The 26411-nt window shown below is 68.4% G+C and carries 26 protein-coding genes; 14 read left to right on the plus strand and 12 right to left on the minus strand.

Translation table 11 applies throughout. The features are described from left to right. Positions 1-3: 3 nt before the first annotated feature. Together tal and tkt are read right to left on the minus strand one after the other, a co-directional pair. On the minus strand, positions 4-1140 hold the full coding sequence (tal, locus tag AB0F86_RS03365; protein WP_181698049.1) for a transaldolase: 1137 nt from the start codon (positions 1138-1140) through the stop codon (positions 4-6). A 4-nt stretch (positions 1141-1144) separates the two neighbouring features. Then, positions 1145-3286 (minus strand): transketolase, encoded by a 2142-nt coding sequence (gene tkt, locus AB0F86_RS03370; protein ID WP_356984263.1) that lies wholly within the window; start codon positions 3284-3286, stop codon positions 1145-1147. Between the two features lie 416 nt (positions 3287-3702). Between tkt and AB0F86_RS03375 the strand changes: the two genes are divergently transcribed. Continuing rightward, a complete protein-coding gene (locus AB0F86_RS03375; RefSeq protein WP_067493681.1) occupies positions 3703-4692 on the plus strand; it encodes a heme o synthase in 990 nt (329 codons plus the stop codon). 59 nt (positions 4693-4751) lie between these two features. Here AB0F86_RS03375 and AB0F86_RS03380 read toward each other — a convergent pair whose 3' ends face one another. Then, positions 4752-5717, minus strand: coding sequence for a quinone oxidoreductase (locus tag AB0F86_RS03380; RefSeq protein ID WP_356984265.1), 966 nt, complete (start codon positions 5715-5717; stop codon positions 4752-4754). A gap of 76 nt (positions 5718-5793) precedes the next feature. On the opposite strand from AB0F86_RS03380, the gene AB0F86_RS03385 reads away from it, so the two are divergent. Beyond that, entirely contained in the window at positions 5794-6159 is a 366-nt protein-coding gene (locus tag AB0F86_RS03385; RefSeq protein ID WP_225280686.1) for a hypothetical protein, read from the plus strand. A 91-nt stretch (positions 6160-6250) separates the two neighbouring features. On the opposite strand, the gene AB0F86_RS03390 is transcribed toward AB0F86_RS03385, so the two are convergent. From AB0F86_RS03390 to AB0F86_RS03410, 5 genes are all read right to left on the minus strand, one after another. Beyond that, the gene (locus tag AB0F86_RS03390) at positions 6251-7222 is read right to left on the minus strand and encodes a heme A synthase (protein ID WP_356984267.1); all 972 of its coding nucleotides are present in this window, start codon (positions 7220-7222) and stop codon (positions 6251-6253) included. Positions 7223-7289: 67 nt separating this feature from the next. Continuing rightward, positions 7290-8069 carry an ABC transporter permease gene (locus tag AB0F86_RS03395; RefSeq protein WP_225280688.1) on the minus strand — a complete coding sequence of 260 codons (780 nt, stop codon included), beginning with the start codon at positions 8067-8069 and terminating at the stop codon, positions 7290-7292. Then, positions 8066-9001, minus strand: a complete 936-nt coding sequence (locus AB0F86_RS03400; protein ID WP_174550292.1) for an ABC transporter ATP-binding protein — start codon at positions 8999-9001, stop codon at positions 8066-8068. Before AB0F86_RS03400 ends, AB0F86_RS03395 begins: the two co-directional genes overlap by 4 nt. Beyond that, on the minus strand, positions 8995-10710 hold the full coding sequence (gene mptB, locus AB0F86_RS03405; protein ID WP_181698055.1) for a polyprenol phosphomannose-dependent alpha 1,6 mannosyltransferase MptB: 1716 nt from the start codon (positions 10708-10710) through the stop codon (positions 8995-8997). Before mptB ends, AB0F86_RS03400 begins: the two co-directional genes overlap by 7 nt. 72 nt (positions 10711-10782) lie before the next feature. Further along, complete coding sequence (locus AB0F86_RS03410) at positions 10783-11697, minus strand: rhomboid family intramembrane serine protease (RefSeq protein WP_356984269.1); 915 nt, start codon at positions 11695-11697, stop codon at positions 10783-10785. A 188-nt stretch (positions 11698-11885) separates the two neighbouring features. Here AB0F86_RS03410 and AB0F86_RS03415 point away from each other — a divergent pair, with 188 nt between their 5' ends. From AB0F86_RS03415 to AB0F86_RS03465, 11 genes are all read left to right on the plus strand, one after another. Next, positions 11886-13361: an FAD-dependent oxidoreductase gene (locus tag AB0F86_RS03415; protein WP_356984270.1), complete on the plus strand. Its 1476-nt coding sequence runs from the start codon at positions 11886-11888 to the stop codon at positions 13359-13361. A gap of 224 nt (positions 13362-13585) precedes the next feature. Continuing rightward, positions 13586-14362 carry a metalloregulator ArsR/SmtB family transcription factor gene (locus tag AB0F86_RS03420; protein ID WP_356984410.1) on the plus strand — a complete coding sequence of 259 codons (777 nt, stop codon included), beginning with the start codon at positions 13586-13588 and terminating at the stop codon, positions 14360-14362. Continuing rightward, positions 14359-15795 carry a Fe-S cluster assembly protein SufB gene (gene sufB, locus AB0F86_RS03425; RefSeq protein WP_181698058.1) on the plus strand — a complete coding sequence of 479 codons (1437 nt, stop codon included), beginning with the start codon at positions 14359-14361 and terminating at the stop codon, positions 15793-15795. The genes AB0F86_RS03420 and sufB overlap by 4 nt, the downstream gene beginning before the upstream one ends. Beyond that, positions 15795-16973, plus strand: a complete 1179-nt coding sequence (gene sufD, locus AB0F86_RS03430; protein ID WP_356984272.1) for a Fe-S cluster assembly protein SufD — start codon at positions 15795-15797, stop codon at positions 16971-16973. The genes sufB and sufD overlap by 1 nt, the downstream gene beginning before the upstream one ends. 33 nt (positions 16974-17006) lie before the next feature. Beyond that, a complete protein-coding gene (gene sufC, locus AB0F86_RS03435) occupies positions 17007-17774 on the plus strand; it encodes a Fe-S cluster assembly ATPase SufC (RefSeq protein ID WP_067493704.1) in 768 nt (255 codons plus the stop codon). A gap of 5 nt (positions 17775-17779) precedes the next feature. Beyond that, positions 17780-19042 carry a cysteine desulfurase gene (locus AB0F86_RS03440; RefSeq protein ID WP_356984273.1) on the plus strand — a complete coding sequence of 421 codons (1263 nt, stop codon included), beginning with the start codon at positions 17780-17782 and terminating at the stop codon, positions 19040-19042. 3 nt (positions 19043-19045) lie between these two features. Further along, complete coding sequence (gene sufU, locus AB0F86_RS03445; RefSeq protein WP_067636000.1) at positions 19046-19522, plus strand: Fe-S cluster assembly sulfur transfer protein SufU; 477 nt, start codon at positions 19046-19048, stop codon at positions 19520-19522. Next, the gene (locus AB0F86_RS03450) at positions 19522-19914 is read left to right on the plus strand and encodes a metal-sulfur cluster assembly factor (protein WP_067493905.1); all 393 of its coding nucleotides are present in this window, start codon (positions 19522-19524) and stop codon (positions 19912-19914) included. Before sufU ends, AB0F86_RS03450 begins: the two co-directional genes overlap by 1 nt. Positions 19915-20085: 171 nt before the next feature. Next, positions 20086-20520 carry a DUF4189 domain-containing protein gene (locus AB0F86_RS03455; protein ID WP_181698061.1) on the plus strand — a complete coding sequence of 145 codons (435 nt, stop codon included), beginning with the start codon at positions 20086-20088 and terminating at the stop codon, positions 20518-20520. A gap of 180 nt (positions 20521-20700) precedes the next feature. Beyond that, complete coding sequence (locus tag AB0F86_RS03460; protein ID WP_181698062.1) at positions 20701-21129, plus strand: DUF4189 domain-containing protein; 429 nt, start codon at positions 20701-20703, stop codon at positions 21127-21129. 148 nt (positions 21130-21277) lie between these two features. Beyond that, complete coding sequence (locus tag AB0F86_RS03465) at positions 21278-21706, plus strand: DUF4189 domain-containing protein (protein ID WP_067635991.1); 429 nt, start codon at positions 21278-21280, stop codon at positions 21704-21706. 52 nt (positions 21707-21758) lie between these two features. On the opposite strand, the gene AB0F86_RS03470 is transcribed toward AB0F86_RS03465, so the two are convergent. After that, entirely contained in the window at positions 21759-22391 is a 633-nt protein-coding gene (locus AB0F86_RS03470; RefSeq protein WP_181698063.1) for a TetR/AcrR family transcriptional regulator, read from the minus strand. A gap of 147 nt (positions 22392-22538) precedes the next feature. On the opposite strand from AB0F86_RS03470, the gene AB0F86_RS03475 reads away from it, so the two are divergent. Beyond that, positions 22539-23813 (plus strand): helix-turn-helix domain-containing protein, encoded by a 1275-nt coding sequence (locus tag AB0F86_RS03475; RefSeq protein WP_356984276.1) that lies wholly within the window; start codon positions 22539-22541, stop codon positions 23811-23813. A gap of 18 nt (positions 23814-23831) precedes the next feature. On the opposite strand, the gene AB0F86_RS03480 is transcribed toward AB0F86_RS03475, so the two are convergent. From AB0F86_RS03480 to AB0F86_RS03490, 3 genes are read right to left on the minus strand one after another with little or no spacing between them, the layout of a single operon-like run. Beyond that, a complete protein-coding gene (locus AB0F86_RS03480) occupies positions 23832-24494 on the minus strand; it encodes a methionine ABC transporter permease (protein ID WP_356984278.1) in 663 nt (220 codons plus the stop codon). A 1-nt stretch (position 24495) separates the two neighbouring features. Further along, positions 24496-25503, minus strand: a complete 1008-nt coding sequence (locus AB0F86_RS03485) for a methionine ABC transporter ATP-binding protein (RefSeq protein WP_356984280.1) — start codon at positions 25501-25503, stop codon at positions 24496-24498. Then, on the minus strand, positions 25500-26336 hold the full coding sequence (locus AB0F86_RS03490) for a MetQ/NlpA family ABC transporter substrate-binding protein (RefSeq protein ID WP_356984412.1): 837 nt from the start codon (positions 26334-26336) through the stop codon (positions 25500-25502). Before AB0F86_RS03490 ends, AB0F86_RS03485 begins: the two co-directional genes overlap by 4 nt. Between the last annotated feature and the right edge of the window lie 75 nt (positions 26337-26411).

The raw sequence follows: 26411 nt of genomic DNA on the forward strand, positions 1-26411 counted from the left end.
AGTTCAGTTGCCCCCTGCCGCCGCGGTGCGCAGTTCCTCGGTGGTGGCGTCGATCAGCTCACCCCAGGAGGCCTCGAACTTGTCGACACCCTCGCGCTCGAGCACCTCGAACACGTCGGCCAGGTCGATGCCGGCGGCCTCGAGGTCGCTGAACACCTGCGCGGCTTCGACGGCCTTGCCGCTGAGCGTGTCGCCCCGCACCTCGCCGTGGTCGGCGAAGGCCTGCAGCGTCTTCTCCGGCAGCGTATTGACCGTGTTCGGGCCGACCAGCTCGGTGACGTACAGGGTGTCGGGGTAGTCCGGGTTCTTCACACCGGTGGAGGCCCACAGCGGCCGCTGCCGGTTGGCACCCTGGGAGGCCAGGTGGTTGTAGGTGGAGGTGTGCGCCCCACCGTCGAACACGTCCTGGTACTCGGCGTAGGCCAGCCGGGCGTTGGCCACGCCCGCCTTGCCGCGCAGCGCGAGCGCCTCGGGGGTGCCGATCGCGTCGAGCCGCTTATCGATCTCGGTGTCCACGCGGGAGACGAAGAACGACGCAACCGAGTGGATCTTGGCCAGGTCGTGGCCGGCGACCTTGGCCTGCCGCAGACCGTCGAGGTAGGCGCCCATCACCGCGCGGTAGCGCGGCACCGAGAAGATCAGCGTCACATTCACGCTGATGCCCTCGGCGATCACCGAGGTGATGGCGGGCAGGCCCGCCTCGGTGGCCGGGATCTTGATGAACAGATTCTTGCGGTCGACGATCTTCCACAGCTCGATCGCCTGGGCGACCGTCTTGTCGGCGTCGAAGGCGAAGCGCGGGTCGACCTCGATCGACACGCGCCCGTCGACACCGCCCGTCGACTCGAACACCGGGGCGAGCACGTCGCAGGCGGCGCGCACATCGTCGGTGGTGATGGTGCGGATCGCCGCATCGGCGTCGGCGCCTTGGGCCGCAAGGTCTTTCACCTGCGCGTCGTAGGCGTGACCGACACTGAGCGCGGCCTGGAAGATGGACGGGTTCGTGGTGACACCGACGACGCCCCTGGTCGCGATCAGGTCGGCGAGGTTGCCGGACTTGATGCGGTCACGGGACAGATCGTCGAGCCACACCGAGACCCCCGCTGCCGCGAGTGCGGCGAGATTCTCGTTCTGTGCCATGGTTTTACCCCTTCACCTTGTCGAGCGTGCGCTGCGCGGCGGCGACGACGGCATCGGCGGTGATACCGAATTCGCTGTAGAGCTTCTTGAAGTTCGCGGACGCGCCGAAGTGCTCGATCGACACGATCTCGCCCGCGTCACCGACGAGCCGGTACCACGGCATCGCGATGCCGGCCTCGACGACGACCCTGGCGCGGACCGCGGGCGGGAACACCTCGTCGCGGTAGGCCTGGTCCTGTGCGTCGAACCATTCCACACACGGCATCGAGACCACGCGGGTCGGAATGCCCTGTGCCTCCAGGGTAGTGCGTGCTTCGACGGCCAGCTGCAGCTCCGAACCGGTGCCGACGAGGATCAGCTCCGGGGTGCCGGTGGACGCCTCGGCCAGCACGTAGCCACCCTTGCGCACGCCTTCGTAGCTGGTGCCCTCGAGGGTCGGCACGTCCTGGCGGGTGAGCGCCAGCGCGGACGGGCCGTCCTGGTGGGGAGCGTCGTAGGTGTGGAAGTGCGAGGCGTGCTCGTCGGAGTCGCGCTCGAGGATGGTGCGCCAGGCGTAGGCGGTCTCGTTGGCGTCGCCGGGGCGTACCACGTTGAGGCCGGGGATGGCGCGCAGCGCGGCCAGGTGCTCGATCGGCTGGTGCGTCGGGCCGTCCTCGCCGAGGCCGATGGAGTCGTGGGTCCACACGTAGATCGCGGGCACCCGCATCAGCGCGGCCAGGCGAACGGCCGGGCGCATGTAGTCGGAGAACACCAGGAAGGTGCCGCCGTAAGGGCGGGTCGGGCCGTGCAGGGCGATGCCGTTGAGGATCGAGCCCATGGCGTGCTCACGGATACCGAAGTGCAGGGTGCGGCCGTAGGGCTGCGCCTTCCACATGCCCGTGGAGATGGCTTCGGGACCGAAGCTCGGCTGACCGGGCATGGTGGTGTTGTTGGACTCGGCCAGGTCGGCCGAACCGCCCCACAGTTCGGGCAGCACGTCGGCGAGCGAGGCCAGCACCTTACCGGAGGCCTTGCGGGTGGCCATGCCCTTGGGGTCGGGCTCGAAGGTTGGCAGGTGCTCGGTCCAGCCCTTGGGCAGCGAGCGGGTGAGCAGGCGGTCGAACAGTTCCTTGTTCGACGGGTTCGCCGCGGCCCAGGCGTCGTAGTCGGCCTGCCAGGCCTGCTGGGCCGCCGCGCCGCGCTCGAGCGCCTTGCGGGTGTGCTCGATGACGGCCGGGTCGACGTCGAAGGACTTGTCCGGGTCGAAGCCGAGCGCCTTCTTCACCGCGGCGACCTCGTCGGGGCCGAGCGCCGCGCCGTGCACGCCACCGGTGTTCATCTTGGAGGGGGCCGGGAAGCCGATGATGGTGCGCAGGATGATGATCGACGGCTTGTCGGTCACCGCCTTGGCCGCTTCGATGGCCGCCTCGATCGCCACCACGTCCTCGCCGCCCATGACGGTCTGCACGTGCCAGCCGTAGGCCTCGTAGCGCGCGGCCACGTCCTCGGTGAAGGCGATGTCGGTGTTGTCCTCGATGGAGATCTCGTTGTCGTCGTAGATCAGCACGAGGTTGCCCAGCTGCTGGGTACCCGCGATCGAGGACGCCTCGGCCGTGACACCTTCCTGCATGTCACCGTCGGAGGCGATGACGAAGATGTGGTGATCGAACGGGCTGGCGCCTTCCGGGGCGTCGGGGTCGAACAGGCCGCGCTCGCGCCGGGCCGCCATCGCCATGCCGACCGCGGAGGCGAGGCCCTGGCCGAGTGGGCCGGTGGTGATCTCGACACCGTCGGTGTGCCGGAACTCGGGGTGACCCGGGGTCAGCGAGTCCCACTGGCGCAGCTGCTCGAGATCGGACAGCTCGAGGCCGAAACCGGCCAGGTACAGCTGGATGTAGAGGGTGAGGCTGGAATGCCCACACGAGAGCACGAAGCGGTCGCGGCCGGACCAGCTCGGATCGGCCGGGTTGTGGCGCATGACGCGCTGGAAGAGGCTGTAGGCGACGGGGGCGAGGCTCATCGCGGTACCCGGGTGACCGTTGCCCGCCTTCTGCACCGCATCGGCGGCGAGAACACGGGCGGTATCGACGGCCTTGGTGTCCAGGTCCGTCCAGTCGCTGGGATAGTTCCGCTGAGTGAGGGCGCGAATGTCGTCTGTGACTGACACGACCGTGGTTCTCCTGACCTAGGTTTCGTCGACGGCGAGTAGATGGCAGCGGCGATGGTGTCGTACTGGACCGCACGCGGCCGGGGGTGCGTACCGATGTACAGGAATACCCTAGAGGTGCTGTTCCACCTGATCGGCGCGAACCCTGAGTGTGAGTCTAGTTGCCTGTCCCACGATCACGCTGGGGGTCGTCGCCGGGAATCGGCGCGGCGCGCGGCACGTCGTTCACCTGCGCGTCGGGACCGGTTCACCGCCGGACGGGCGGCGCGACCCGGGTGACGGCGCCCACGGTGGCAGGGGCCTGGCGTGGAGCGGCACCGTCACCCGTCTACCATCGTGTGTAGTAGTGGCCGCGCCGCAGCCGCGCGCTGCTCGTTCCAATGCCGGATGCGAAGCACAGCGTGCGAGGAGAAACAGTGCGGATCGGTAACCAGCCGGGTAGTAGCGGTGCGCACGATTCCTCGACGGCTCTCGCCGATCGTCTGGCGGGCGACAGCGTGTTCGCCCGGGTCGTGCGTAAGCCGCTGGCCTACATCGCGCTCACCAAACCGCGAGTCATCGAGCTCCTGCTCGTCGCGACCATCCCGACCATGCTCCTGGCCGACCGGGGCAATGTCGACATCCGGCTGATCCTGGTCACCCTGTTCGGTGGCTGGATGGGCGCGGCAAGCGCCAACACTCTCAACTGTGTCGCCGACGCCGACATCGACAAGGTGATGAAGCGGACCGCGCGCCGCCCGCTGGCCCGCGACGCGGTGCCCACCTCGCACGCGCTGGTCTTCGGCCTTGCGCTCGGCGCGATCTCCTTCGCCTGGCTGTGGTGGCAGGCCAACCTGCTCAGCGGTGTGCTCGTGGTCGCGACCATCCTGTTCTACGTTTTCGTCTACACCAAGGGCCTCAAGCGTCGGACCTCGCAGAATGTGGTGTGGGGTGGCGCGGCCGGCTGTATGCCCGCGCTGGTCGGCTGGTCGGCGGTCACCGGGAACATCGGCTGGCCTGCGATCGTGCTGTTCGCGGTCATCTTCTTCTGGACGCCGCCGCACACCTGGGCCCTGGCCATGCGCTACAAGGAGGACTACCGCGCGGCGGGCGTGCCGATGCTGCCGGTGGTCGCGACCGAGCAGGTCGTCACCAAGCAGATCGTCATCTACACCTGGCTGACGGTGCTGGCCACCCTCGCCCTCGTCCCCGCGACCGGTGTCATCTACGCGGCCGTCGCGCTGGTCGCCGGTGCCTGGTTCCTGCTCATGGCGCACCAGCTGTACGCGGGTGTGCGCCGGGGTGAATCGGTGAAGCCGCTGCGACTGTTCCTGCAGTCCAACAACTATCTGGCCGTGGTGTTCTGCGGTCTGGCCGTGGACTCGGTGCTCGGCTGGACGACGCTGGGCAGCATCGTCGGCCTGTAGCTCTCGCGCGAACTCGAACCGGCGGCCGGGCAGTGATTGCCCGGCCGCCGGTTTCGCGTCTACGGCAGCAGGACGATCGAACCGGTGGTCTTGCGGGCCGCGAGGTCGCGGTGGGCGTCGGCGGCGTCGGCGAGCGGATAGGTGGCGCCGATGCGCAGGTTCAGCGTGCCCGCCGCGATGGCGTCGAAGATATCGGTTGCGCGCCAGAGGAATTCGGCACGATCGCGGGTGTAGGCGCCCAGCGATGGGCGGGTCAGCCACAGCGAACCGGCCGGGTTGAGGCGCTGCGGGTCGAACGGCGGTACCGGGCCGCTGGCCGCGCCGAACAGGGCGAGAGTGCCGCGCACCCGCAACGAGGCGAGGCTCGCCTCGAAGGTGCTCGCGCCGACGCCGTCGTAGACCGCCGCGACGCCTTGGCCGTCGGTGAGTTCGCGAACGCGGGCGGCGAGGTCGTCGTCGTAGCGCAGGACCTCGGCGGCACCGGCTTCGCGGGAGAGCTTCTCCTTGGCATCGGTGGATACCGTGGTGATCACGCGCGCGCCCTTGGCGGCGGCCAGTTGAGTGAGCAGCAGACCGACCCCGCCCGCGCCCGCGTGGACGAGGACCGGGTCGCCGGGTTCGGGGGTGAACACCGATTCGACCAGGTAGTGCGCGGTCATACCCTGCAGCAGGGCCGCTGCGGCGACGGCCGGCTCCACGCCCTCGGGCACCTTCACCGCCACCGCCTCGTCGACGGCCACCTTCTCCGCGTAGCTGCCCGGCGCCGCCGCCCACGCCACCCGGTCGCCGACGGCGAACTCGGTGACCTCGGCGCCGATCTCGGCGACCACACCGGTGCCCTCGGAGCCCGGGATATAGGGTGTGGCCTGCGGATACAGGCCGGTGCGGAAGTAGATGTCGATGTAATTGACACCCACGCCCTGGGTGTCGACCAGCAGTTGTTTCGGGCCGATCCGCGGGTCGTCCACCTCCACCGACCGCAGGACTTCGGGACCGCCGTGCTCGGAAACCTGAATCGCGCGCATGAGTCCCCTTTGTACACCCCGTGTTCGGTGTCACTCGGGGGTGGACGCGAAACTACCGACCGGTAAACTCTCGCCCATGAGTACAACCGCCGCGCCCGAGGCCGTGAAGGTGCCCGCCGAGGTCGAGAAGTCCATCGCGAAGTTCGTCGCCGAGCACGGCGGTTCGGGCACGGCCGTGCTGCAGTACATCGGCGAGCAGGGTGTGCGCATCACCCTCGTCGGCGAGGACGGCGTCCTCGGCGACCGTGTGGTGGCCGATCTGGCGACCGCCAAGGCCGTCGTCGAGCGCGTCGACGGGCTCACCGAGACCGAAGAGTGGGACCGCGAGCTGGTCTCCAAGGTCACCCCCGCCAAGGGGCACTGGGCCAAGATGGCGGGCTGGGTCGCTCGCTCGACCAAGTTCCCCAAGGCCCGCAACGCGAATGTCTTCCCGGGAGCCTGACCCCGGAGTCGCGATCCGACTTTTTCACCCGGTCGCCGCAGCACTCACGATGTGAGCGTGCGGCGACCGGGTGCTTTTCGGGAGCCGGTCGTCAGTGCGTCGCCGCTGCGGAGACGGCGGGGGCGTCGACGGTCTCTCTGATGCGCAGGGATGCCCACAGGGCCGCGGTGGCGGCGGTGCAGGCCGCGGCGCCACCCACGTGGATGGCGACAAGGGCGGCGGGGACGTCGGTGAAGTACTGGACGACACCGACCAGAGCCTGGGACAGGACGATCCCGAGCAGCACGAACAGGCGCTTGCGGATCGCGGGGGTGATGCCGACGGCGTAGAGGCCGAAGGCCAGGCCGATGAGCAGGGCCAGGTACCCGATGAGCAGCTGCGAGTGCAGGTGCACCAGGGTGACGATCTCCACCTCGAGGCGTGCCACCGGCCGATCGATGCTCTTGTCGCCGGCATGCGGTCCGGCGGCGGTGACCAGCGTGCCCGCGATCAGCACACCCGCCAGCGCCACGCCACTGAGCGCGGTGAGCCAGCGCAGGGGAGCGGGCACCTGCACGGTGTCGATGCCGTCGTCGGGCTGGCCGATCTTCGCGTACAGCACCACCGCCAGCCACACCATCACCATCGAGGCGAGCAGGTGCACGGCCACGGTCCACCACAGCAGGCCGCTGCGCACGGTGATGCCGCCGATGATCGCCTGCACGACGGTGCCGCCGGGCATCAGCCAGGCGTAGACGAGGACTTCCTTGCGACGGCGGGCCCGGACGACGGCCAGCACGATCAGCGCCGCGCACAGCGTCACCACGAAGGTGAGCAGTCGGTTGCCGAATTCGACGGTCTGATGCAGCACCGGCACTTCCGACACCCCGACGGGAGTGAAGCTGCCGGGGAAGCACTGCGGCCAGGTGGGGCAGCCGAGACCGGACGCGGTGACGCGCACGATCGCGCCGGTCACCGAGATCCCGGCCTGGCTCAGAATCACCGCGAGGGCGATGAGCCGCTGGGTCCGCAGCGAGGGGAGTGGCAGCCGGTCGACGAGGCCGATGAAGGCGCGATACAGCACGTCACGATGGTACTGGCAGGCGTTTCCCGCTCGATACCCGGGCTACTACAGTGCGTCGTTGGTCACGTCAGTGGAAGCGGAAGAGACGGGTGGCCAGTGACCCGCACACCACGCCCCACACCGCGAGTACCGCGACGCCGAACCAGTCGATCGACCCGGCCAGTGCCGCTTCCAGTGCGTAGGCCAGTGCGCCGGAGGGAACCAGGCGCGCGATCACCGTCAGCGCGGCGGGCACGGTGTCGACCAGTACGAGACTGGCGATACCGAGCATGACGAACCACAGGATATTCGCCAAAGCGAGCACGATCTCGGCCTTGAGCGTGCCGCCGAGCAGCAGACCCATCGCCGCGAAGGTCGCCGTGCCGAGTGCGATCACCAGTGCGCCGAGGGCCAGGCCGCCCGCACCGGGACGCCATCCGAGCGCCATCCCGATCGCCCCGAGCAGGACCGCCTGCAGCACCACCACGATCAGCACTGCGGCGCATTTGCCCGCGATCACACCCCAGCGCGGCAACGGGGTGGCGCCGAGCCGTTTGAGGGCGCCGTAGCGGCGGTCGAAGCCCACCGCGATGGCCTGACCGGTGAACGCGGTCGACATCACCGCCGTCATCATCACCATCGGCACGACCCGGTTCACGCGGTCCGCGCCCAGATCACCGAACGGCAGCAGGGTGAGACCGATCAGCAGGGTGATCGGGATGAACATGGTGAGCAGCAGCTGTTCGCCGTTGCGCAGCAACAGTTTCAGCTCGAGCGTGGTCTGCGCGACGAGCATCGCGGCGCGCGAGGCGGGGCGCGGGTCGGGGGTGAAGGTGCCGGGCTGGAACCGGCTCACGGTCTCGGTCATCCGCGCAGGTCCCGTCCGGTGAGTTCGAGGAAGACGTCCTCGAGGCGTCGCTGATCGATGCGGATGTCGGTGGCGAGCACGTCCATCCGTGCGCACCATGCGGTCACCGTCGCCAGTACCTGCGGGGTGATCTCGCCTTCGACCAGGTAGGTGCCAGGCGTGGTCTCGTGCGGCGAGAACCCTTCGGGCAGGGCCGATTTCAGCAGCTCGATATCGAGTTTCGGTGGGGCGCAGAACCTCAGCTGACCGGCGGCGCCGTGCGCGGTGACCTCGGCGGGGGTGCCCTGGGCGACGATCTCACCGTGGTCGATGATGACGAGCTGGTCGGCCAGCTGTTCGGCCTCGTCCATCATGTGCGTGGTGAGCACGACGCTCACCCCGTCGCGGCGCAGGGCGTCGATCAGTTCCCACACGATCAGCCTGGCCTGGGCGTCCAGACCGGCGGTCGGCTCGTCGAGGAACACGATCTCCGGCCTGCCGACCAGGGCGCAGGCGAGGGCGAGGCGCTGCTGCTGACCGCCCGAGAGGCGCCGGTAGGGGGTGCGCCGGTTGTCCTGCAGGCCGAGGGTGCGCAGCAGCCAGTCGGGGTCGATTGGGTCGGCGGAATAGGCGGCGACCAGGTCGAGCATCTCGCCCGCGCGGGCGCCGGGGTAGGCGCCGCCGCCCTGCAACATCACGCCGATGCGTGGCCGCAGCTGTTCGGAGTCGGCGATCGGATCCAGGCCGAGCACGCGGACCGTGCCCGCGTCGGGGCGCACGAAGCCCTCGCACATCTCGACGGTGGTGGTCTTTCCGGCGCCGTTGGGGCCGAGCAGCGCGAAAACCTGCGCCTGTTCCACGTCGAAACGCAGGCCGTCGACCGCGGTGGTGTCGCCGTAGCGCTTGACCACGCCGTCGACGCTAACGGCGGGTCCCGGGCTTCTCGTCACGATGTGACACGGTAAGCCGTGGCCTCCTGTGACGGAGCCGACACCCCCGCCTGGGCCCGCCACGGCAGGGTGTGCCGGGTGAGGACGTAGAACAGCGCGAAGCACACCGCGGCCGCCAGGGCGGCGCCGATGATCTGGAAGACCTGGAATTCGGCACCACGCGGCATGACGAGCATCGACACCACCGCCGAGAACGCCACGGCGGGCACGCGGAACACCGGTTGCGTGGCCCAGGCGGCGAGCGGGACGATCGCCCACAGCAGGTACCAGGGCTGGACCACGGGGAAGAGCAGCACGATCGCGCCGAGGGACACACCGAGCGCACCCACCGGATGCAGGCGGCCGGTGCCGGTCGCCACCAGCATCCGCACCGTCACATAGCCCGCGACCAGTCCCGCGATGGGCCGGGTGATCGACAGCAGTGCCGTGGTGTGGTCGCCGAGCCCGAGCAGCACCCCGCCGAAACCGGTGATGACGCCGATCACCGTCGGCAGCGACATCCAGCTGCGCACCGCGTTGGCGACGCTGAGGGTGAACACCCACCCGAAGCCGAGTCCGCTGGCCCAGCTCACGAAAAGCGTTGTCGCCCCGGCGATCACCCCGAGCAGGGCGGCGGCCTTGACGACGGCGAGCAGGCTGCCGCCCCAGCGCCGTGCCAGCGCCATCCCGACGAAGCCGAGCGCGATGATGGAGGTGAACTTGATCGACGACGACAGCGTGATCACCACCGCGCCGGCGATCAGTAGGGCGTAACCGCGTGCGTCCAGCGGTGGCAGGTGGCCGTTGAGGGTGTCGCGCCTGCCGCCGTCGCCGTAGATGGCGCGCAGCGTGAGCTCCATGCCCGCCAGCATCAGACCGATCATCAGCGCGTCGTTGTGGACGCCGCCGACCAGGTGGAACAGCACGAGCGGGTTGGCCGCGCCGAGCCACAGCGCGCTCACCGGCGCCACCCCGCAGCGCACCGAGAGCCGGGGCAGCGCCCACACGATCAAGGCGACGCCCGCGAGTGCGAGCAGCCGGTGCACCCACACGCCTGCGATGATGTTGTCGCCGGTCAGCTCGGCGATACCGCGCCCGATCCACAGGAAAAGCGGGCCGTAGGGCGCCGGTGTGTCACGCCAGATGGTCGGCACATTGTTGGTGAGGACGTTGTCGATCCCGAGCCCGGCGACGGGCCCTTCGGCGTACGGGTCGATGCCGCGCGCGGCGATCTCGCTCTGGGCCAGGTAGGAGTAGACATCATTGCTGAACATCGGCGGTGCCACCGACAGCGGGATGATCCACAGCAGCAGCGTCCGGTCGAGCTGGGACCGGGTGAGCCGGTGCAGTGGCGATCCGGCCAGGCCGCCGATCGCGAAGCGGCCCAACAGCAACCACGCCCCGATCACCAGCACGGTGCCGAACATGCACATCGCCAGCGACCCCGTGTGTGCGCGAGCGAAGATGCCGAGCACCCGCACACCGGAGACCGGATTCTGGTGCACGGGCTGTGCGCCGATGCCGAGCGCGGCGATGGCCATCAGCACGGCGCCGGTGGCACCCATCAAGCGGATGCGGTCCAGCTGGGCGCGTTCGCGTTTGTCGAGGCCGGGGACCTCGGTCTCGTCGCGGTGCAGGGCCGCGACGGTGTGATCGGGCGCGGGCACGTCGAACCCGAGGGCTCGCCGCCCGAACGCCAGTGTCTTGCGCGCCGCGCCCTCCAGTACCGCCACGGGGTCGAAGCCTAGTTGCCCCGGCCGCGATCGTTGTGTCACCGGTCGGCGCAACGCCCCGACCAGCGCGAATCAGGCGGGTGTGCTGAGTGCCGCGGGAACGACGAAAACCGGTTGCGTGCGTAACCAGAGGGCGGCGGCGACGATGACGGCCAGGCAGAGCACCGTGACGACGCCCATCGCGATCCATCCGATGCGCTGCGCCGACCGCAGATCCCGCGCCGACAGCCAGCCGGGGACGAACAGGATGCCCAGCGCGCTGAGCGTGCCGGCCGCGAGCCCGCCGAGGTGACCCCACAGCGAGATCCCCGGCAGCGAGAAGCTGATGAGCACGTTGACGCCGATCACCACCAGCATCGGGGTCGGGCTCTGCCGCAACCGGATCAGCGTCACCGTCACAGCGCCGAACAGGCCGTACACCGCGCCCGACGCGCCAGCGGTCATGGTGTAGGCATCCGAGAGCGCCATCACCGCCGCCGAACCACCCAGCAGCGAGACCAGATACAGGCATCCGTAGGTGACCCGGCCGAGTACCTGCTCGAGATCGCGGCCGACGACGTAGAGCGCGAACATGTTGACCAGCAGATGGATCGCGCCGTAGTGCAGGAACCCCGAACCGAGCACCCGCCACCATTCACCGTCGGCGACCAGCAGCGGCACCAGCACGAACTCGCCGAACACCGACGAACCCCGATGGTTCTGCATCGGGTTGCCAGCCTGCGCCGCGGTCACCAGGTAGACCAGGACATTGATCGCGATCAGCCCGTAGGTCACCATCGGCACCGGTGACGCGCCCGCCCGCGCGCCCGCGACGGTGCGCACCGGCCGCACGTCGCGCTGACCCTGCCGGACGCAGTCCACACAGTGCTGGCCGACGGCGGCCGGCCGTAGGCATTCGGGGCAGGCGGGGCGGCCGCAGCGAGTACACGCGAGGCCGGTCGGCCGGTCGGGGTGGCGGACGCACGTCTGTGCGGGCGGGTGTGACACATGGTCATCGTGCCATGAGTCACCGACACGAGCCGGACTGTGCGAACGTCGTCGGTCGGCGGCTCACCACGTTCCCCGGCGACGGCAGACGATCTGTACCTCGGCGAGGCGCACGGGTCGGCCGAGCGGTGCGGCGGTCCGGTGGGCGTGTCCGGTTTCGACCGGCCAGGCCGGGCTATGCGCTCCTCATGACGTCTCTGTGGTTGAACAACGCCGAAGTTCCCGCCCGGTTACGGCTGACCCCCGGTTCGCGCTTCGACACCGTCGTCCTCGGCGCGGGGATCGTCGGGTTGACGACCGCGCTGCTGCTGGCCCAGCGTGGCCGCGAGGTGGCGGTGATCGAGGCGAAACGAGTCGGCGCGGGCACCACGGCCGCGTCGACGGCGAAAGTATCGCTCCTGCAAGGCACCCGGGCCCAGACCATCGCCCGTAGGCACGGCATCGCGACCCTCTCGCGCTACGTCGCCGCCAATCTCGACGGGTTCGACTGGCTGCTGGATTTCTGCGCCGGACGCGACCTCGCCGTCGAGCGCGTGGCCGCCTACACCTATGCCCAGAACGAATCCGAGATGTCCGCTGTGCGGGCGGAATTCGAGGCGACGCGGTCGGCCGGCTTGCCCACCGACCTGGTCGACGACGTCGACGTTCCGTTCCCCCTCCACGGCGCCGTGCGGCTGCGCGAGCAGGCCCAGCTCAACCCGATGGCCTTTCTGGCCGCCCTCGCCGCCGAAGTCGAGACCCAGGGCGGGGCGATCTTCGAATCGACGCGCGCACAACGGCTTCGTCACCACGACGGCCGGGTGGTGATAGACACCGAACACGGCGAGGTGGATGCGAACAACGTCGTCGTCGCGACCGGAACACCGATTTTCGACCGGGGTGGCTACTTCGCCCGCGTCACCGCCCAGCGCTCCTATCTGGCCGCGTTCACGGTGCCCGGGCCGGTGCCGGAGGAGATGTACATCAGTGCGGGACAACCGATCCGGTCGCTGCGCCGCTACCCGGCCGACGACGTGCTCCTGGTCGGCGGCAGCGGTCACGAGGTGGGTCGCGAGGATTCCGCGGACGCCCACGTGCGGGACCTGCTCGACTGGACCGGTCGGTGGTTCCCCGGCGCGGAACTGCTGCACCGCTGGTCGGCGCAGGACTACCACCCCGTCGGCGAACTTCCCTACGTCGGCCCGCTCGTTCCGGGCCGCGAGGAGGTGCTCGTCGCCACCGGGTTCGCCAAGTGGGGTTTCACCAACGGCGCCGCCGCCGCGCTCGCCCTCGCGGGGCGCATCACCGGCGACGCTCCGAAATGGGCCGACACTCTCTCCGCCTGGCGGCTCGGCGAAGTCGCCTCCCTCCCGGCGGGCGCCCGCGCCAACGCGACTGTCGCCCGGTACCTGTCCACCGGCTGGCTGCACCTGCTCGGCGCCGACGAGCACACGATCCCGCCGGAAGGCTGCGGCCGCGTCGAGCGCCACGGGCTGCATCCCACCGCAGTCTCCACCGTCGACGGCGTCACCACCGAGATCTCCGCGATCTGCCCCCACCTGGGCGGCATCCTGCATTGGAACGACGCCGAACGTACCTGGGACTGCCCGCTGCACGGCTCCCGCTTCGAGCCCGACGGCGCCGTTATCGAAGGCCCGGCCACCCACCCTCTCATTCCCCGCTGAGCTGGAGTCCGTGCTGCTCTCGGGGTTTCTCGCCGGGTCGTGAGGAGGTCGGCCCGGGTGTGCGATGAGTCACCCCGTGGTGGGCGAGAGGGTGGGCTGCACCTGGGGTTTTGCGGAGGCGGAGCGGTGGTGTGATGTCTTCGTCGCAGGTCAGGGTGCCCTTGGCAAGGTGACCCTTATTAGATTTAGGGAAGTAATTCCGCCACACTGGTGTTGTGAAAACCGTGGGTTTGCGGACAGGCGCGGAAGGGACCGGTCGTAAGACGACCGGCACCCGGTCGTCTGCTGTGCCCGCGCACGAAGGGCAGACCCGGGCGGCCATCGTCCAGTTGCTGCTCGAGCAGGGTCCCATCACCGCCACCGCCATCAGTGCCGAACTCGGGCTCGCCCCCGCGGGGGTGCGCAGGCACCTCGACGCGCTGATCGACGCAGGTCAGGCGCGCGCGAGCCGGTCGGCGCCGTGGCAGCAGAAGGGCCGCGGCAGGCCCGCCAAGCAATACCAGCTCACCGCCGCCGGACGTGGCAACCTCGGCCATGCCTACGACGACCTGGCCGGTGCCGCCATCCGTCAGCTCGGTGAGATCGGTGGCGACGAGGCGATCAGCGAGTTCGCCCGCAAACGGGTGCGTACCATCGTCGACGGCATCGAGCCGGTCGCCGAGCACAGTGCCCCCGTGATCGAGGCCAAGGTCGAGGAGATCGCCGAGGCGTTCGCCGACGCCGGTTTCGCCGCGACCACCCGCCAGGTGGGTGCCGGTGTGCAGATCTGCCAGCATCATTGCCCGGTGGCCCACGTGGCCGAGGAGTTCCCGCAGCTGTGCGCCGCCGAACTGGACGCTTTCCGCGACCTGCTCGGCACCCACGTGCAGCGACTTGCGACGATCGCCAACGGCGATTGCGCCTGCACCACCCACGTGCCGCTGGTCGCGGTGCCGAAAATCCCATCCGCCGCACAGCCCGCGGCGGAACGAAGCAACGACTCCGGAAGGAGTGCCGAATGACGACAACCACCGACCAGGTGCAACCGCTGACCCAGGACGAAACCATTGCCTCGCTGGGCAACTACGGTTACGGCTGGTCCGATTCGGATGTCGCGGGCGCCAGTGCGCAACGCGGCCTGTCGGAGGCTGTCGTTCGCGACATCTCGGCCAAGAAGAGCGAGCCCGAGTGGATGCTCGACATCCGCCTCAAGGCGCTGCGCATCTTCGACCGCAAGCCCATGCCGAACTGGGGCTCCAACCTCGACGGCATCGACTTCGACAACATCAAGTACTTCGTTCGCTCTTCGGAGAAGCAGGCCGAGAGCTGGGAAGACCTGCCCGAGGACATCAAGAACACCTACGACAAGCTGGGCATCCCCGAGGCCGAGAAGCAGCGCCTCGTGTCCGGTGTCGCCGCGCAGTACGAGTCCGAGGTCGTCTACCACTCCATCCGCGAGGACCTGGAGAAGCAGGGCGTCATCTTCCTCGACACCGACACCGCGCTCAAGGAGCACCCGGAGATCTTCCAGGAGTACTTCGGCTCGGTGATCCCCGCCGGTGACAACAAGTTCTCCGCGCTCAACACCGCGGTGTGGTCGGGTGGCTCGTTCATCTACGTGCCGCCGGGCGTGCACGTCGACATCCCGCTGCAGGCCTACTTCCGGATCAACACCGAGAACATGGGCCAGTTCGAGCGGACGCTGATCATCGTCGACGAGGACGCCTACGTCCACTACGTCGAGGGCTGCACCGCGCCGATCTACAAGTCCGACTCGCTGCACTCCGCGGTCGTCGAGATCATCGTGAAGAAGGGCGGCCGCTGCCGCTACACGACCATCCAGAACTGGTCCAACAACGTCTACAACCTGGTCACCAAGCGGGCCAAGGCGGAGGCGGGCGCCACCATGGAGTGGGTCGACGGCAACATCGGCTCCAAGGTCACCATGAAGTACCCGGCGGTCTGGATGACCGGTGAGCACGCGCACGGCGAGGTCCTGTCCGTCGCGTTCGCCGGCCCCGGCCAGCACCAGGACACCGGCGCCAAGATGCTGCACCTGGCCCCGCACACCTCCTCGACCATCGTGTCGAAGTCGGTGGCGCGTGGCGGCGGTCGTGCGTCGTACCGCGGCCTGGTCCAGGTCAACAAGGGCGCCTATGGCTCCAAGTCGACGGTGAAGTGTGACGCGCTGCTGGTCGACACGATCAGCCGCTCCGACACCTACCCCTACGTCGACATCCGCGAGGACGACGTGACCATGGGCCACGAGGCCACGGTCTCCAAGGTGTCCGAGGATCAGCTGTTCTACCTGATGAGCCGCGGTCTCACCGAGGACGAGGCGATGGCCATGGTGGTGCGCGGCTTCGTGGAGCCCATCGCCAAGGAACTGCCGATGGAATACGCACTGGAACTGAACCGGCTCATCGAGCTGCAGATGGAAGGGGCCGTGGGCTGATGTCGACGCTCGAGACGCCGACCCAGAACCCGGGCGCGGGCGCCGCGGTCAACAAGGGCGAGGTGTTCACCTCGTTCGATGTCGACCAGTTCGAGATCCCGTCGGGTCGCGACGAGGCGTGGCGGTTCACTCCGTTGCGTCGGTTGCGCGGCCTGCACGACGGTACGGCCGTGCGTGACGGTCAGGCCACCGTCGAGGTGAGCGAGGTCGCCGGTGTCACCGTGGAAACGGTCGACCGCACCGACGCCCGTCTCGGCCAGGCCGGTACCCCCGCCGATCGCGTTGCCGCCCAGGCCTATTCGGGCTTCGAGACCGCGACCGTCATCACCGTCGGCAAGGAGACCGAGGTTTCCGACCCCGTCACCGTGACCATCACCGGTCCGGGCGAGGGCAAGACCGCCTACGGCCACCTGCAGATCCGGTTGGACAACTTCGCCGTCGCCACGATCGTGCTCGATCAGCGCGGCAGCGGAACCTACGCCGAGAACGTCGAATTCGTGCTCGGTGACAGCGCCAAGCTCACCGTCGTCGCCGTCCAGGAATGGGCCGACGACGCGGTGCACGTCACCGCGCATCACCTGAAGCTGGGTCGCGACGCGAACCTGCGGCACGTGTCGGCGACCCTCGGCGGCGACCTGGTTCGCCTGTCGGGCACCGTGCGCTACGCCGGTCCCGGCGGCGAGGCTGAGCTGTTCGGTCTGTACTTCGCCGACGCGGGCCAGCATTTCGAGCAGCGGCTGCTGGTCGATCACGCCGAGCCCAACTGCAAGTCCAACGTGCTGTACAAGGGTGCGCTGCAGGGTGACCCGTCCTCGCCGAAGGGCGACGCCCGCACGGTCTGGATCGGCGACGTGCTGATCCGCGCCGCGGCCGAGGGCACCGACACCTACGAGGCGAACCGCAACCTGGTGCTCACCGACGGCGCCCGCGCCGATTCGGTGCCGAACCTGGAGATCGAGACCGGTGAGATCGCCGGTGCCGGACACGCCAGTGCCACCGGCCGCTTCGACGACGAGCAGCTGTTCTACCTGCGCGCTCGTGGCATCCCCGAGGACGTCGCCCGCCGCCTGGTCGTGCGTGGCTTCTTCTTCGAGATCATCCAGAAGGTCACGGTCCCCGAGGTCCGGGAGCGGCTCGAGGCGGCCATCGAGGCCGAACTCGCCACTGTCGGTATCTGACACCCACTTACTGCAACGAAGGATTCGAATTCGATGACCACCTTGGAAATCAAGGACCTGCACGCGGAGATCACCACCCCCGAGGGTGAGTCCAAGCAGATCCTCAACGGTGTGAACCTCACGGTGAAGTCCGGCGAGACGCACGCCATCATGGGCCCCAACGGCTCGGGCAAGTCCACGCTGTCCTACGTGATCGCCGGACACCCCAAGTACACCGTCACCCAGGGCACCATCACCCTCGACGGTGAGAACGTCCTGGACATGTCGGTCGACGAGCGTGCCCGCGCGGGCCTGTTCCTGGCCATGCAGTACCCGGTCGAGGTCCCCGGTGTCTCGATGTCGAACTTCCTGCGCACCGCCGCCACCGCCGTGCGCGGTGAGGCGCCGAAGCTGCGCACCTGGGTCAAGGAGGTGAAGGAGTCGATGAAGGAGCTCGACATCGACTCGGCCTTCGCCGACCGCTCGGTGAACGAGGGCTTCTCCGGTGGCGAGAAGAAGCGCCACGAGGTGCTGCAGCTCGGCCTGCTCAAGCCGAAGATCGCGATCCTCGACGAGACCGACTCCGGCCTCGACGTCGACGCGCTGCGCATCGTCTCCGACGGCGTGAACCGCTACAAGGATCGCGAGGACGGCGGCGTCCTGCTGATCACGCACTACACCCGCATCCTGCGCTACATCAAGCCCGACTTCGTGCACGTGTTCGTCAACGGCCGCATCGTCGCCGAAGGCGGCTCCGAGCTGGCCGAGGAACTCGACGCGAACGGCTACGTGCGCTTCACGTCCGCGACCACTGGAGCCTGACGACCATGACCGCTGTGTCCGTCTCGGGGTCGGCCCTCGACGTGGCCCGCATCCGGGCCGACTTCCCCATCCTGCACCGCACGGTGCGGGACGGGAAACCGTTGGTGTACCTGGATTCCGGTGCCACCTCGCAGCGTCCGCTGCAGGTGCTCGACGCCGAGCGTGACTTCCTGCTCACCCGTAACTCGGCGGTGCACCGCGGTGCGCACCAGCTCGCCGAGGAGGCCACCGACTCCTATGAGGACGCGCGGGAGGTCATCGCGCGCTTCGTCGGTGCCGACGCGGGCGAGATCGTGTTCACCAAGAACGCGACCGAGTCGCTGAACCTGGTGGCCAACGCCTTCGGTGACGACCGGTTCCCGTACAAGGTCGGACCCGGCGACGAGATCGTCATCACCGAACTCGAACACCACGCGAATCTCGTTCCGTGGCAGGAACTCGCGCGGCGCACCGGTGCCACGCTCAAGTGGTACGGGGTGACCGACGACGGACGCATCGATCTGGATTCGCTCGAACTGTCCTCCGCGACAAAGGTTCTCGCGTTCACCCACCAGTCGAACGTGACGGGTGCGGTGGCGCCGGTGGCCGAATTGGTCCGGCGGGCAAAGGAAGTCGGCGCGCTGGTCGTGCTCGACGCCTGCCAGTCGGTGCCGCACACAGCGGTGAACTTCCGTGAACTCGGTGTCGATTTCGCCGCGTTCTCCGGGCACAAGATGCTCGGCCCGATGGGTGTGGGCGGCCTGTACGGCCGTCGCGTGCTGCTCGAGGAGACCCCGCCGTTCATCACGGGCGGGTCGATGATCGAGACCGTCACGATGGAGAAGACCACCTACGCGCCGCCGCCGCAGCGCTTCGAGGCGGGCACCCCGATGACCTCGCAGGTCGTCGGACTCGCCGCCGCGGTGCGGTATCTCGAGAACCTCGGCATGGACGCGATCGCCGCCCACGAGCACGCGCTCACCGGTGCCGCGCTCGAAGGCCTCGGCGCGATCGAGGGCGTGCGGATCATCGGACCCACCGAGAACGTGGATCGCGGTGGCGCGGTGTCGTTCGTCGTCGACGGGGTACACGCCCACGACGTGGGCCAGATCCTCGACGACCAGGGTGTCGCCATCCGGGTCGGGCACCACTGCGCGTGGCCGCTGCACCGCCGCTTCGGGGTCGCCGCGACCGCGCGGGCGTCCTTCGCCGTCTACAACACTCTCGACGAGGTCGACGCACTGGTCACGGCCGTTCGGAAGGCTCAGACGTTCTTCGGAGTTGCATAAGACATGCGCATGGAGCAGATGTACCAGGAAGTGATCCTGGACCACTACAAGCACCCGCACCACCGCGGGCTGCGGGAACCGTTCGGTGCCCAGGTGCACCACGTGAACCCCACCTGCGGTGACGAGGTGACCCTGCGCGTGCACATCGACGACGCGGGCGAGGTCGCCGATGTCTCCTACGACGGCCAGGGCTGCTCGATCAGCCAGGCGGCCACCTCGATCCTCACCGACCAGGTGATCGGATTGCCGGTGCAGCAGGCGCTGAAGGTGGTCGACTCCTACAGCGAGATGATCTCGAGCCGAGGCACCGTCGAGGGCGACGAGGACATGATCGGCGACGGTATCGCCCTCGCCGGTGTCGCCAAGTACCCCGCGCGCGTGAAGTGCGCACTGCTGGGGTGGATGGCGTTCAAGGACGCCGTCGTGCAGATCGCCTCGGCCGAAGATGCCAAACCTGCCATGGGAAATGGGGATGCGTGATGAGTGAGACCAAGGCTGACGAAGCCACGACCGAAACCGCAGCGCCCACTCCCGAAGCGGAGTTGACGCCCGAACAGATCCAGCACATCGCGGATCTGGAAGAGGCCATGCGTGATGTGGTCGACCCCGAACTCGGGATCAACGTCGTGGACCTCGGCCTCGTCTACGGCATGTCCGTCGACGACGCCAACATCTGCACCCTCGACATGACACTCACCTCGGCGGCCTGCCCGCTCACCGACGTCATCGAGGACCAGTCCCGCAACGCCCTGGTGCGCAGCGGCCTGGTCGAAGACCTGAAGATCAACTGGGTCTGGATGCCGCCGTGGGGCCCCGACAAGATCACCGACGACGGCCGCGAACAGCTGCGCGCCCTCGGCTTCACGGTCTAGACAACACTTTTCGCCGCAGGCCCGTACCCCGCTTGGGTGCCGGGCCTGCGGCGTTTCCGTGTCCGTGTCGAAACGTGAAGTGCGTCACTCCGATTGGCGGGCGGTGGTCCGAGGATGGTCCACTTGTCGGTTCCGCGATCGCGGAACTGTTTGTCAGAGGAGAACTTTCGAATGAGTTTCATGGGTAAGGCCGGCTTCGCCGTCGCGGCGCTCGGTCTTGCGGCCGGTTCGGTGTTCGGCGCCGGTGCCGCGAACGCGCAGAGCATGTTCGGCGCGATCGCTTTCAGCACGACCGATTGGACCTACGGGTCGAGCAGCAGCTGGCCGAGCGAGCAAGAGGCGCGCGAGCAGGCGATCGCGAGCTGCGGCACCAACGGCGCCGCCGACTGCAAGGTCATGATCTCGTGGGCCAACGGCTGCGGCACACTGGTCGTCAGCGACGACGGCGTCGCGGCGGCCTCGGGGCGCACCGCGGCCGAGGCCACGCGCGCTGCGTTCGAACGGCTCTCCGAGCTCACCCCGACCGCCCAGCTCGCGAACTTCGGGTCCTCGGACCTGAGTGGCGCCAAGGTCGCCCGCGTGGTCTGCACCGCGAACGCGCGCTGATCGACAGCACGACGCGGGCCCGGATCCTCTCGCAGGATCCGGGCCTGTCGTGTTTTCCGTCGGTGATGTGCCGACGCCGGTGATGTGAGATTTCGCGTTTCGGTTGGCCTTTCGCGCGAATTGCATGATGATCTGGAAAGTTCCGGACTTCCGGAACAGTTTCCAGAGGAGAACATTCGAATGAGTTTCACGAGTAAGGCCGGCTTCGCCGTTGTGGCACTCGGCCTTGCGGCCGGGTCGGTGTTCGGGGCGGGTTCGGCGAGTGCGGCGGGCGACCAGTGGGGCGCCATGGCCGTGGACGCCGACTGGTCGAACTACGGCCGTTCGGTCGACTACCCCACCCGCGCCGAGGCCGAGGCGGCGGCGCTGGAGCAGTGCGGCGCGGACGGCTGCGCTGTCGAGGTGTCGTGGGTGAACGGCTGCCTGGCCCTGGTGGAGAACGAGCAGTACGTGGCCTGGGGCAAGGGCTCCAACCGCGCCGAGGCCGAGCGGGAGGCCTACCTCGCGCTCACCGAGGGCACCCCGCAGAACCTGCTCGTCAACCTCGGCTCGTCGCAGATGGCAGGCGGCACCGTGATCGAAACGGTGTGCACCACCAACGCGAGCTGAACGCGATAGCAATCGGACCCGGATCTCGAGCGGATCCGGGTTCTTTTGCGTCGGTACCTTTACCCCTGGAGTTGGCTATTACCGAACTTTCGATGATGATCTGGAAGGTTCCGGACTTCCGGAACAGTTTCCAGAGGAGAACATTCGAATGAGTTTCATGAGTAAGGCCGGCTTCGCCGTTGTGGCACTCGGCCTTGCGGCCGGGTCGGTGCTGGGTGCCGGTTCGGCGAGCGCGGCGGGTGACCAGTGGGCGTCGGTCGCGCTGAGCGACAACGAGGCCATCTACGGCATCAGCGTGAACGAGGGCAGCGCCGAGGCCGCCATCGCCGCGGCGATCGCCGACTGCCACCTGGCCGACTGCAACGAGGTCATGACCTGGGCCAACGGCTGCGGCGTTCTGGTCCAGAGCAACGACGGCCTCGCGTGGGCATCCGGTCCGACCCGGGCCGATGCCGAGCGCACGGCTTACGAGAGCCTGACCGAGCTCACCCCGACCGCCATGCTGGCCAACACCGGTTCGGCGAACCTGAGCGGCGCCCACGTCGTCGACGCGATCTGCACCGCCAACGCGCGCTGATCGTCACCACCTGATCGGGCCCGGATCCTTCGCGGGATCCGGGCCTGCCGCATTACCGGGCCGTTTCGGCCTCGAGCGCCGAGGCGATCCAGGCGCCGATCATGTCGGCGGTCTGGTCGATCACCACATCGCGGTCCAGACCCTCGTCTTCCATTTCCACCGAACGCAGCGCCGTGGCGAAACCGGCGTTGAGCACCACGAACGCCATCGTGTCGATGTCGATGGTCTTGGTCGGGCCGAGCAGGTGGATCAGATACAGCTTGATGATCATGCGCAGCCGCGGCTCGAATTCGGGGATACCGCTGCCGTAGAAGTGCAGGTCGGCGACCAGGGCGCGGACCAGGGGCCCGTTGGCGACGAGGATCTGCACGGCGGTGCGGATCACCTCGGCCACCGAATCGCGCGGTGTCTTGTCCGCGGCGACGGTGAGAAACTTGCTGTATCGGTCCTCCACCTGCAGAAACAGGCTGTCGGTCAGCTCTTTGACGATCTCGTCGCGGTCGTTGAAATACCGGTAGAGCGTGCCGATGCTGATGCCCGCCTCGCTCGCGATCCGGTTGGTCGAGGTATTGCCGATGCCGCGGGTGCCGAAAAGGTGAGCGGATACCTCCAGAATGCGTGCCCGCGTCTCCCTCGCCCGATCCTGTTTCGGGCGTTTGCGCTGCTTATCGGCTTGTGGGGGCATCGGTGCACCTCGCGGGAAAGAGGAGTAGAAGGTGAGCGGTTACTCACCCTACAGTCATGTCACGAAGAAGACCTCGGTGTCGGCCATCACGTTGGGACAGGTACCGGGGAAGCAGCACCGAACGGTGTGAACGAGGAGGAGTCGACGATGACGATCCCAGTGGACAGGGGGCTGACATCCACGCTGGTCACCCATTTCGTGAACAACGTGGCGACCTGCCGGACGTTGCCCGGTGACGCGATCTCCGGCGAGGTGACTTCGGTGACCAGGATGTGCCTCGAGATCTGCGCCGGGTTGCTCGACGGGCGTGACGAGGAGGCCAAGCTGCACCGGCTCGCGGTCGCGGCGGCCGGGTGGGCGCGCGAGGGCGTGCCCATCGACACGATCCTGCATGCGCTGCACGAGGGCTTCCGGATCGGTTTCGACGCCGCGTGCGCCGGGATGAGCCTGCCCGACGAGTTCCGTCGGCTGATCGCGATCTCGGATGTCCTGTGCACCACCGTGACTCGCGCCTACATCCGCGAGCACCGCGAGATCGCCGGTGAGCACCACACCGCCGTGCACACGCTCACCTCCGCCCTGCTCGCCGGGCAGCCGACCATCACGATGGCCCGCGAGTGCGGGATCGCCGTGGCCGAATCGTATGCGGTACTGGCCCTTTCGATCGGCGAGCATCCCGACGAGCACGATGCCCGCCTGAACTCCTCGGTGGTCGCGCGACGCAAGTTGCGCCGGGTGCAGGCCGCGCTGGCGCACCGGTGCGGGGAGCAGGCGCTGTCGCTGTTGTCGGTCGACGGTGGGACGCTGCTCATTCCGGCCGACCTGCTCGCCGACGATCAGCTCGACGGCCTCATCGAGGCCCTGTCGCGGGCCGCCCGCGTGGACGTGACGGCGGCGCTGGTGACCTCGCCCGCGGCCGAGATCCCCGACGCGGCACAGCGCGCTCACGAACTGCTCGACATGGTGGAGCGGCTCGATTGCGAACCCGGCCTGTACCGCTTCGGCGATCTGGCGCTGGAATACCAGCTCACCCGCCCCGGTCCCGGCCGTGCCCGGCTCGGGGAACTGCTCGCCCCGCTGGACAAGCACCCCGAGCTGTACGAGACGCTGCGCGTGCACATCGCCAACAACATGAACCGGCAGCGCACGGCCCGCCTGCTGCACATCCACACCAACACCGTCGACTACCGGCTGCGGCGCGTCGCCCAGCTCACCGGGCTCGACCCGGCGCAGGCCTCGGGGCTGTGGCAGTTGCGGTCGGCGATGATCGCCCGCAGTTTCCACACCGGCCCGCGAGTGCCCGCCGAGCAGGTGGCCTCGACCGGCTTCGGTGGCGCGATGGGTACCAGCGGTCCGCGCCGGGCCCGGGCGGACGCCGAGGTCTGTCCCACACCGGGACTCGGCGGCGTCCGCTCGGCCTAGCTCGGCCCACCGGGTGATTCAGCGGCGCAACACCTTCCGGGCCAGCCAGTTGCCGAGGAACTGGACGGCCTGGACGCCGGCGATGATGATCAGGACGGCGACGAGGGTGACCTCCCATCGGAACTGCTGGTAGCCGTAGACGATGGCGAAGTCGCCCAGACCGCCGCCACCGACGGTGCCCGCCATGGCGGAGATGTCGACGATCGAGATCACCACGAAGGTGTAGCCGAGGATCAGTGGGCCGAGCGCCTCCGGGATCAGCAGCGTGAGGATGATGCGCAGCGGACCCGCGCCCGCCGCGCGGGCCGCTTCGATCACCCCGGGGTCGACGGTGACCAGGTTCTGTTCCACGATGCGGGCGATGCCGAACGAGGCGGCGACGATCATCACGAACAGTGCCGCCTCGGAGCCGATGGTCGTGCCGACCACCTCGAGGGTGACCGGGCCGAGCGCGGCCAGCAGGATGATGAACGGAATCGGGCGCACCACGTTCACGATCACATTGAGCACCAGATAGATCGGTGTGCTGGCGAGCAGGCCGCCCTTGCGGGTGGTGTAGAGCGCGGTGCCGAGTACCAGGCCGATCAGGCCCGCGACGACGAACGTCACGCCGACCAGGTAGACGGTCGTCCCGATGGACTCGAACAGGGTGGGGCGCAGTTTCTCCCAGTCGGTGTCCATCTCAGCCCTTCCGTTCCAGATCGGCGACGACGCGGTCCACCGCGTCGTCGGGTCCGTGCAAGGCCAGGGTGATGCTGCCGAAGGTCTTGTCCTGCAGCGTGCTCACACCGCCGTAGACGATCTCGAAGCGCACGTCGGCGGCGGCCGCGGCGGCCAGCGCCGCACCGATGCCGCTGTGGTCGTCGACGTCGACGGTGACCAGCCTGCCGCCGTGCAGCTCCCGCAGCCGGTCCAGTTCGCGGGCATCGGGCCGGTTGTGCAGCACGGTGCCGACGAACGATCGGGTCGACTCGGCCCGCGGTGCCGCGAAAACGTCGAAGGTGGGCGCCAATTCGACGATCCGGCCCTCGGCGAGCACCGCGACCCGGTCGGCGACCGCGCGGATCACATCCATCTCGTGGGTGATCACCACGATGGTCACCCCGAGTTCGGCATTGACCTTCTTCAGCAGCCGCAGCACCTCACCGGTGGTTTCCGGGTCGAGCGCGGAGGTGGCCTCGTCGGCGAGCAGCAGCGACGGGGAGGTGGCCAGTGCCCTGGCGATTCCCACGCGCTGCTTCTGCCCACCCGAGAGCTGATCGGGATAGGCACGGGCCTTGTTGGTGAGACCGACGAATTCGAGCAGTTCGGCCACCCGCGCCTTGCGTTCGGCGCGCTTCCAGCCCGCCACCTTCAGCGGGTACTCCACATTGCCCGCGGCCGTGCGGGATCGGAAGAGGTTGAACTGTTGGAACACCATGCCGATATCGCGGCGCAGCGTGCGCACGGCCGACTCCGGCACCCCGGTGATGGGGGCGCCCGAGATCGTGACGGTGCCCGACGTGGGCTTCTCCAGGGCATTGATCAAGCGCACCAGGGTGGACTTGCCCGCCCCGGAATAGCCGATCACCCCGAATATCTCACCGTGCTCGATGCGCAGATCGATACCGTCGAGCGCGACGTGCTCGTCCGCGCCGCTGCCGAACACCTTGGTGACCGAACGGAATTCGACAGCAGCGGCGGAACTCACCTGTTCGCCCGGATGCCCTGCTGCACCCGGTCGAGGATCTGTTCGAGCTCGGCGCCCGGGCGCGTCACGGCGACCGCGGTGTTCTTGGTGACCTCGGCATGTGCGGCGGCCACGGCCGGGTCCTTCCAGATCTCCACCAGCTTCAGATAGGTCGGGTTGGTCTTGTCCTCGGCGCGGGTGACGATCACGTTGATGTAGGGCTCGGCGGCCGGATTCTTCGGATCGTCCTTGTACAGCGCCGAGTGCGGGTCGATGCCGGAACGCTCGAGGAAGGTGTTGTTGATCACCGAACCGTCCACCGAGGCCAGCGAGAGCGCGGTCTGCGCGGCATCGACCGGGGTCACCTTCACCTTGGACGCGCCCTTGTCGATGTCGGCCGGTGTGGGCTGGGCCGAGGTGCCGCTGAGTTTCAGCAATCCGGCGGCCTGCAGCACGAACAGGGCACGGGCCTGGTTGGTCGGGTCGTTGGGGATCGCGATCTCGCCGCCGGGCGGGATGTCGGCCACCGCCTTGTGCTTCTTGGAGTACAGGCCGAGCGGCACGATGTAGGTCGAACCGATCGGGGTCAGCGTGTCCGAGCTCGCCACGTTGTACTGGCCGAGGAACTGCAGGTGCTGGAAGAGATTGACGTCGATCTGCTTCTGCGACAGCGCCGCGTTGGGCTGCTGGTAGTCGGAGAAGTTGGTGATCTTCAGCGTGATGCCCTGCTCCTTGGCCTTCTGCTCGAACACATCCCAGGCCTTGTCCTTGTCGGTGGTGCCGATCCGGACAACGGTGCCCGATTCCGCGTCGTCCGAGCCGCACGCCGTGAGGGTCAGGGCAGCGGTTGCCATGAGGACCGGGATCGCCAGTACCCGACGGAATTTCACTTGTACTCCCGAATTGCTCGCCATTGATGAACTCGGTCA

Origin of the sequence: Nocardia sp. NPDC023733, assembly GCF_040639775.1 — a bacterium.
In the GTDB taxonomy this organism is placed as follows: Bacteria; Actinomycetota; Actinomycetes; order Mycobacteriales; family Mycobacteriaceae; genus Nocardia; species Nocardia rosealba.

What these genes read in the sequence shown, in the direction of transcription:
- tal (WP_181698049.1), bottom strand. Translation starts at nt 1,140, where the DNA reads ATGGCACAGAACGAGAATCTCGCCGCACTCGCGGCAGCGGGGGTCTCG.
- AB0F86_RS03380 (WP_356984265.1), bottom strand. Translation starts at nt 5,717, where the DNA reads ATGCGCGCGATTCAGGTTTCCGAGCACGGCGGTCCCGAAGTCCTGCGG.
- AB0F86_RS03385 (WP_225280686.1), top strand. Translation starts at nt 5,794, where the DNA reads ATGAGTACAACCGCCGCGCCCGAGGCCGTGAAGGTGCCCGCCGAGGTC.
- AB0F86_RS03395 (WP_225280688.1), bottom strand. Translation starts at nt 8,069, where the DNA reads ATGACCGAGACCGTGAGCCGGTTCCAGCCCGGCACCTTCACCCCCGAC.
- AB0F86_RS03415 (WP_356984270.1), top strand. Translation starts at nt 11,886, where the DNA reads ATGACGTCTCTGTGGTTGAACAACGCCGAAGTTCCCGCCCGGTTACGG.
- sufB (WP_181698058.1), top strand. Translation starts at nt 14,359, where the DNA reads ATGACGACAACCACCGACCAGGTGCAACCGCTGACCCAGGACGAAACC.
- sufD (WP_356984272.1), top strand. Translation starts at nt 15,795, where the DNA reads ATGTCGACGCTCGAGACGCCGACCCAGAACCCGGGCGCGGGCGCCGCG.
- sufC (WP_067493704.1), top strand. Translation starts at nt 17,007, where the DNA reads ATGACCACCTTGGAAATCAAGGACCTGCACGCGGAGATCACCACCCCC.
- AB0F86_RS03440 (WP_356984273.1), top strand. Translation starts at nt 17,780, where the DNA reads ATGACCGCTGTGTCCGTCTCGGGGTCGGCCCTCGACGTGGCCCGCATC.
- sufU (WP_067636000.1), top strand. Translation starts at nt 19,046, where the DNA reads ATGCGCATGGAGCAGATGTACCAGGAAGTGATCCTGGACCACTACAAG.
- AB0F86_RS03450 (WP_067493905.1), top strand. Translation starts at nt 19,522, where the DNA reads ATGAGTGAGACCAAGGCTGACGAAGCCACGACCGAAACCGCAGCGCCC.
- AB0F86_RS03455 (WP_181698061.1), top strand. Translation starts at nt 20,086, where the DNA reads ATGAGTTTCATGGGTAAGGCCGGCTTCGCCGTCGCGGCGCTCGGTCTT.
- AB0F86_RS03460 (WP_181698062.1), top strand. Translation starts at nt 20,701, where the DNA reads ATGAGTTTCACGAGTAAGGCCGGCTTCGCCGTTGTGGCACTCGGCCTT.
- AB0F86_RS03465 (WP_067635991.1), top strand. Translation starts at nt 21,278, where the DNA reads ATGAGTTTCATGAGTAAGGCCGGCTTCGCCGTTGTGGCACTCGGCCTT.
- AB0F86_RS03470 (WP_181698063.1), bottom strand. Translation starts at nt 22,391, where the DNA reads ATGCCCCCACAAGCCGATAAGCAGCGCAAACGCCCGAAACAGGATCGG.
- AB0F86_RS03475 (WP_356984276.1), top strand. Translation starts at nt 22,539, where the DNA reads ATGACGATCCCAGTGGACAGGGGGCTGACATCCACGCTGGTCACCCAT.
- AB0F86_RS03480 (WP_356984278.1), bottom strand. Translation starts at nt 24,494, where the DNA reads ATGGACACCGACTGGGAGAAACTGCGCCCCACCCTGTTCGAGTCCATC.
- AB0F86_RS03490 (WP_356984412.1), bottom strand. Translation starts at nt 26,336, where the DNA reads ATGGCAACCGCTGCCCTGACCCTCACGGCGTGCGGCTCGGACGACGCG.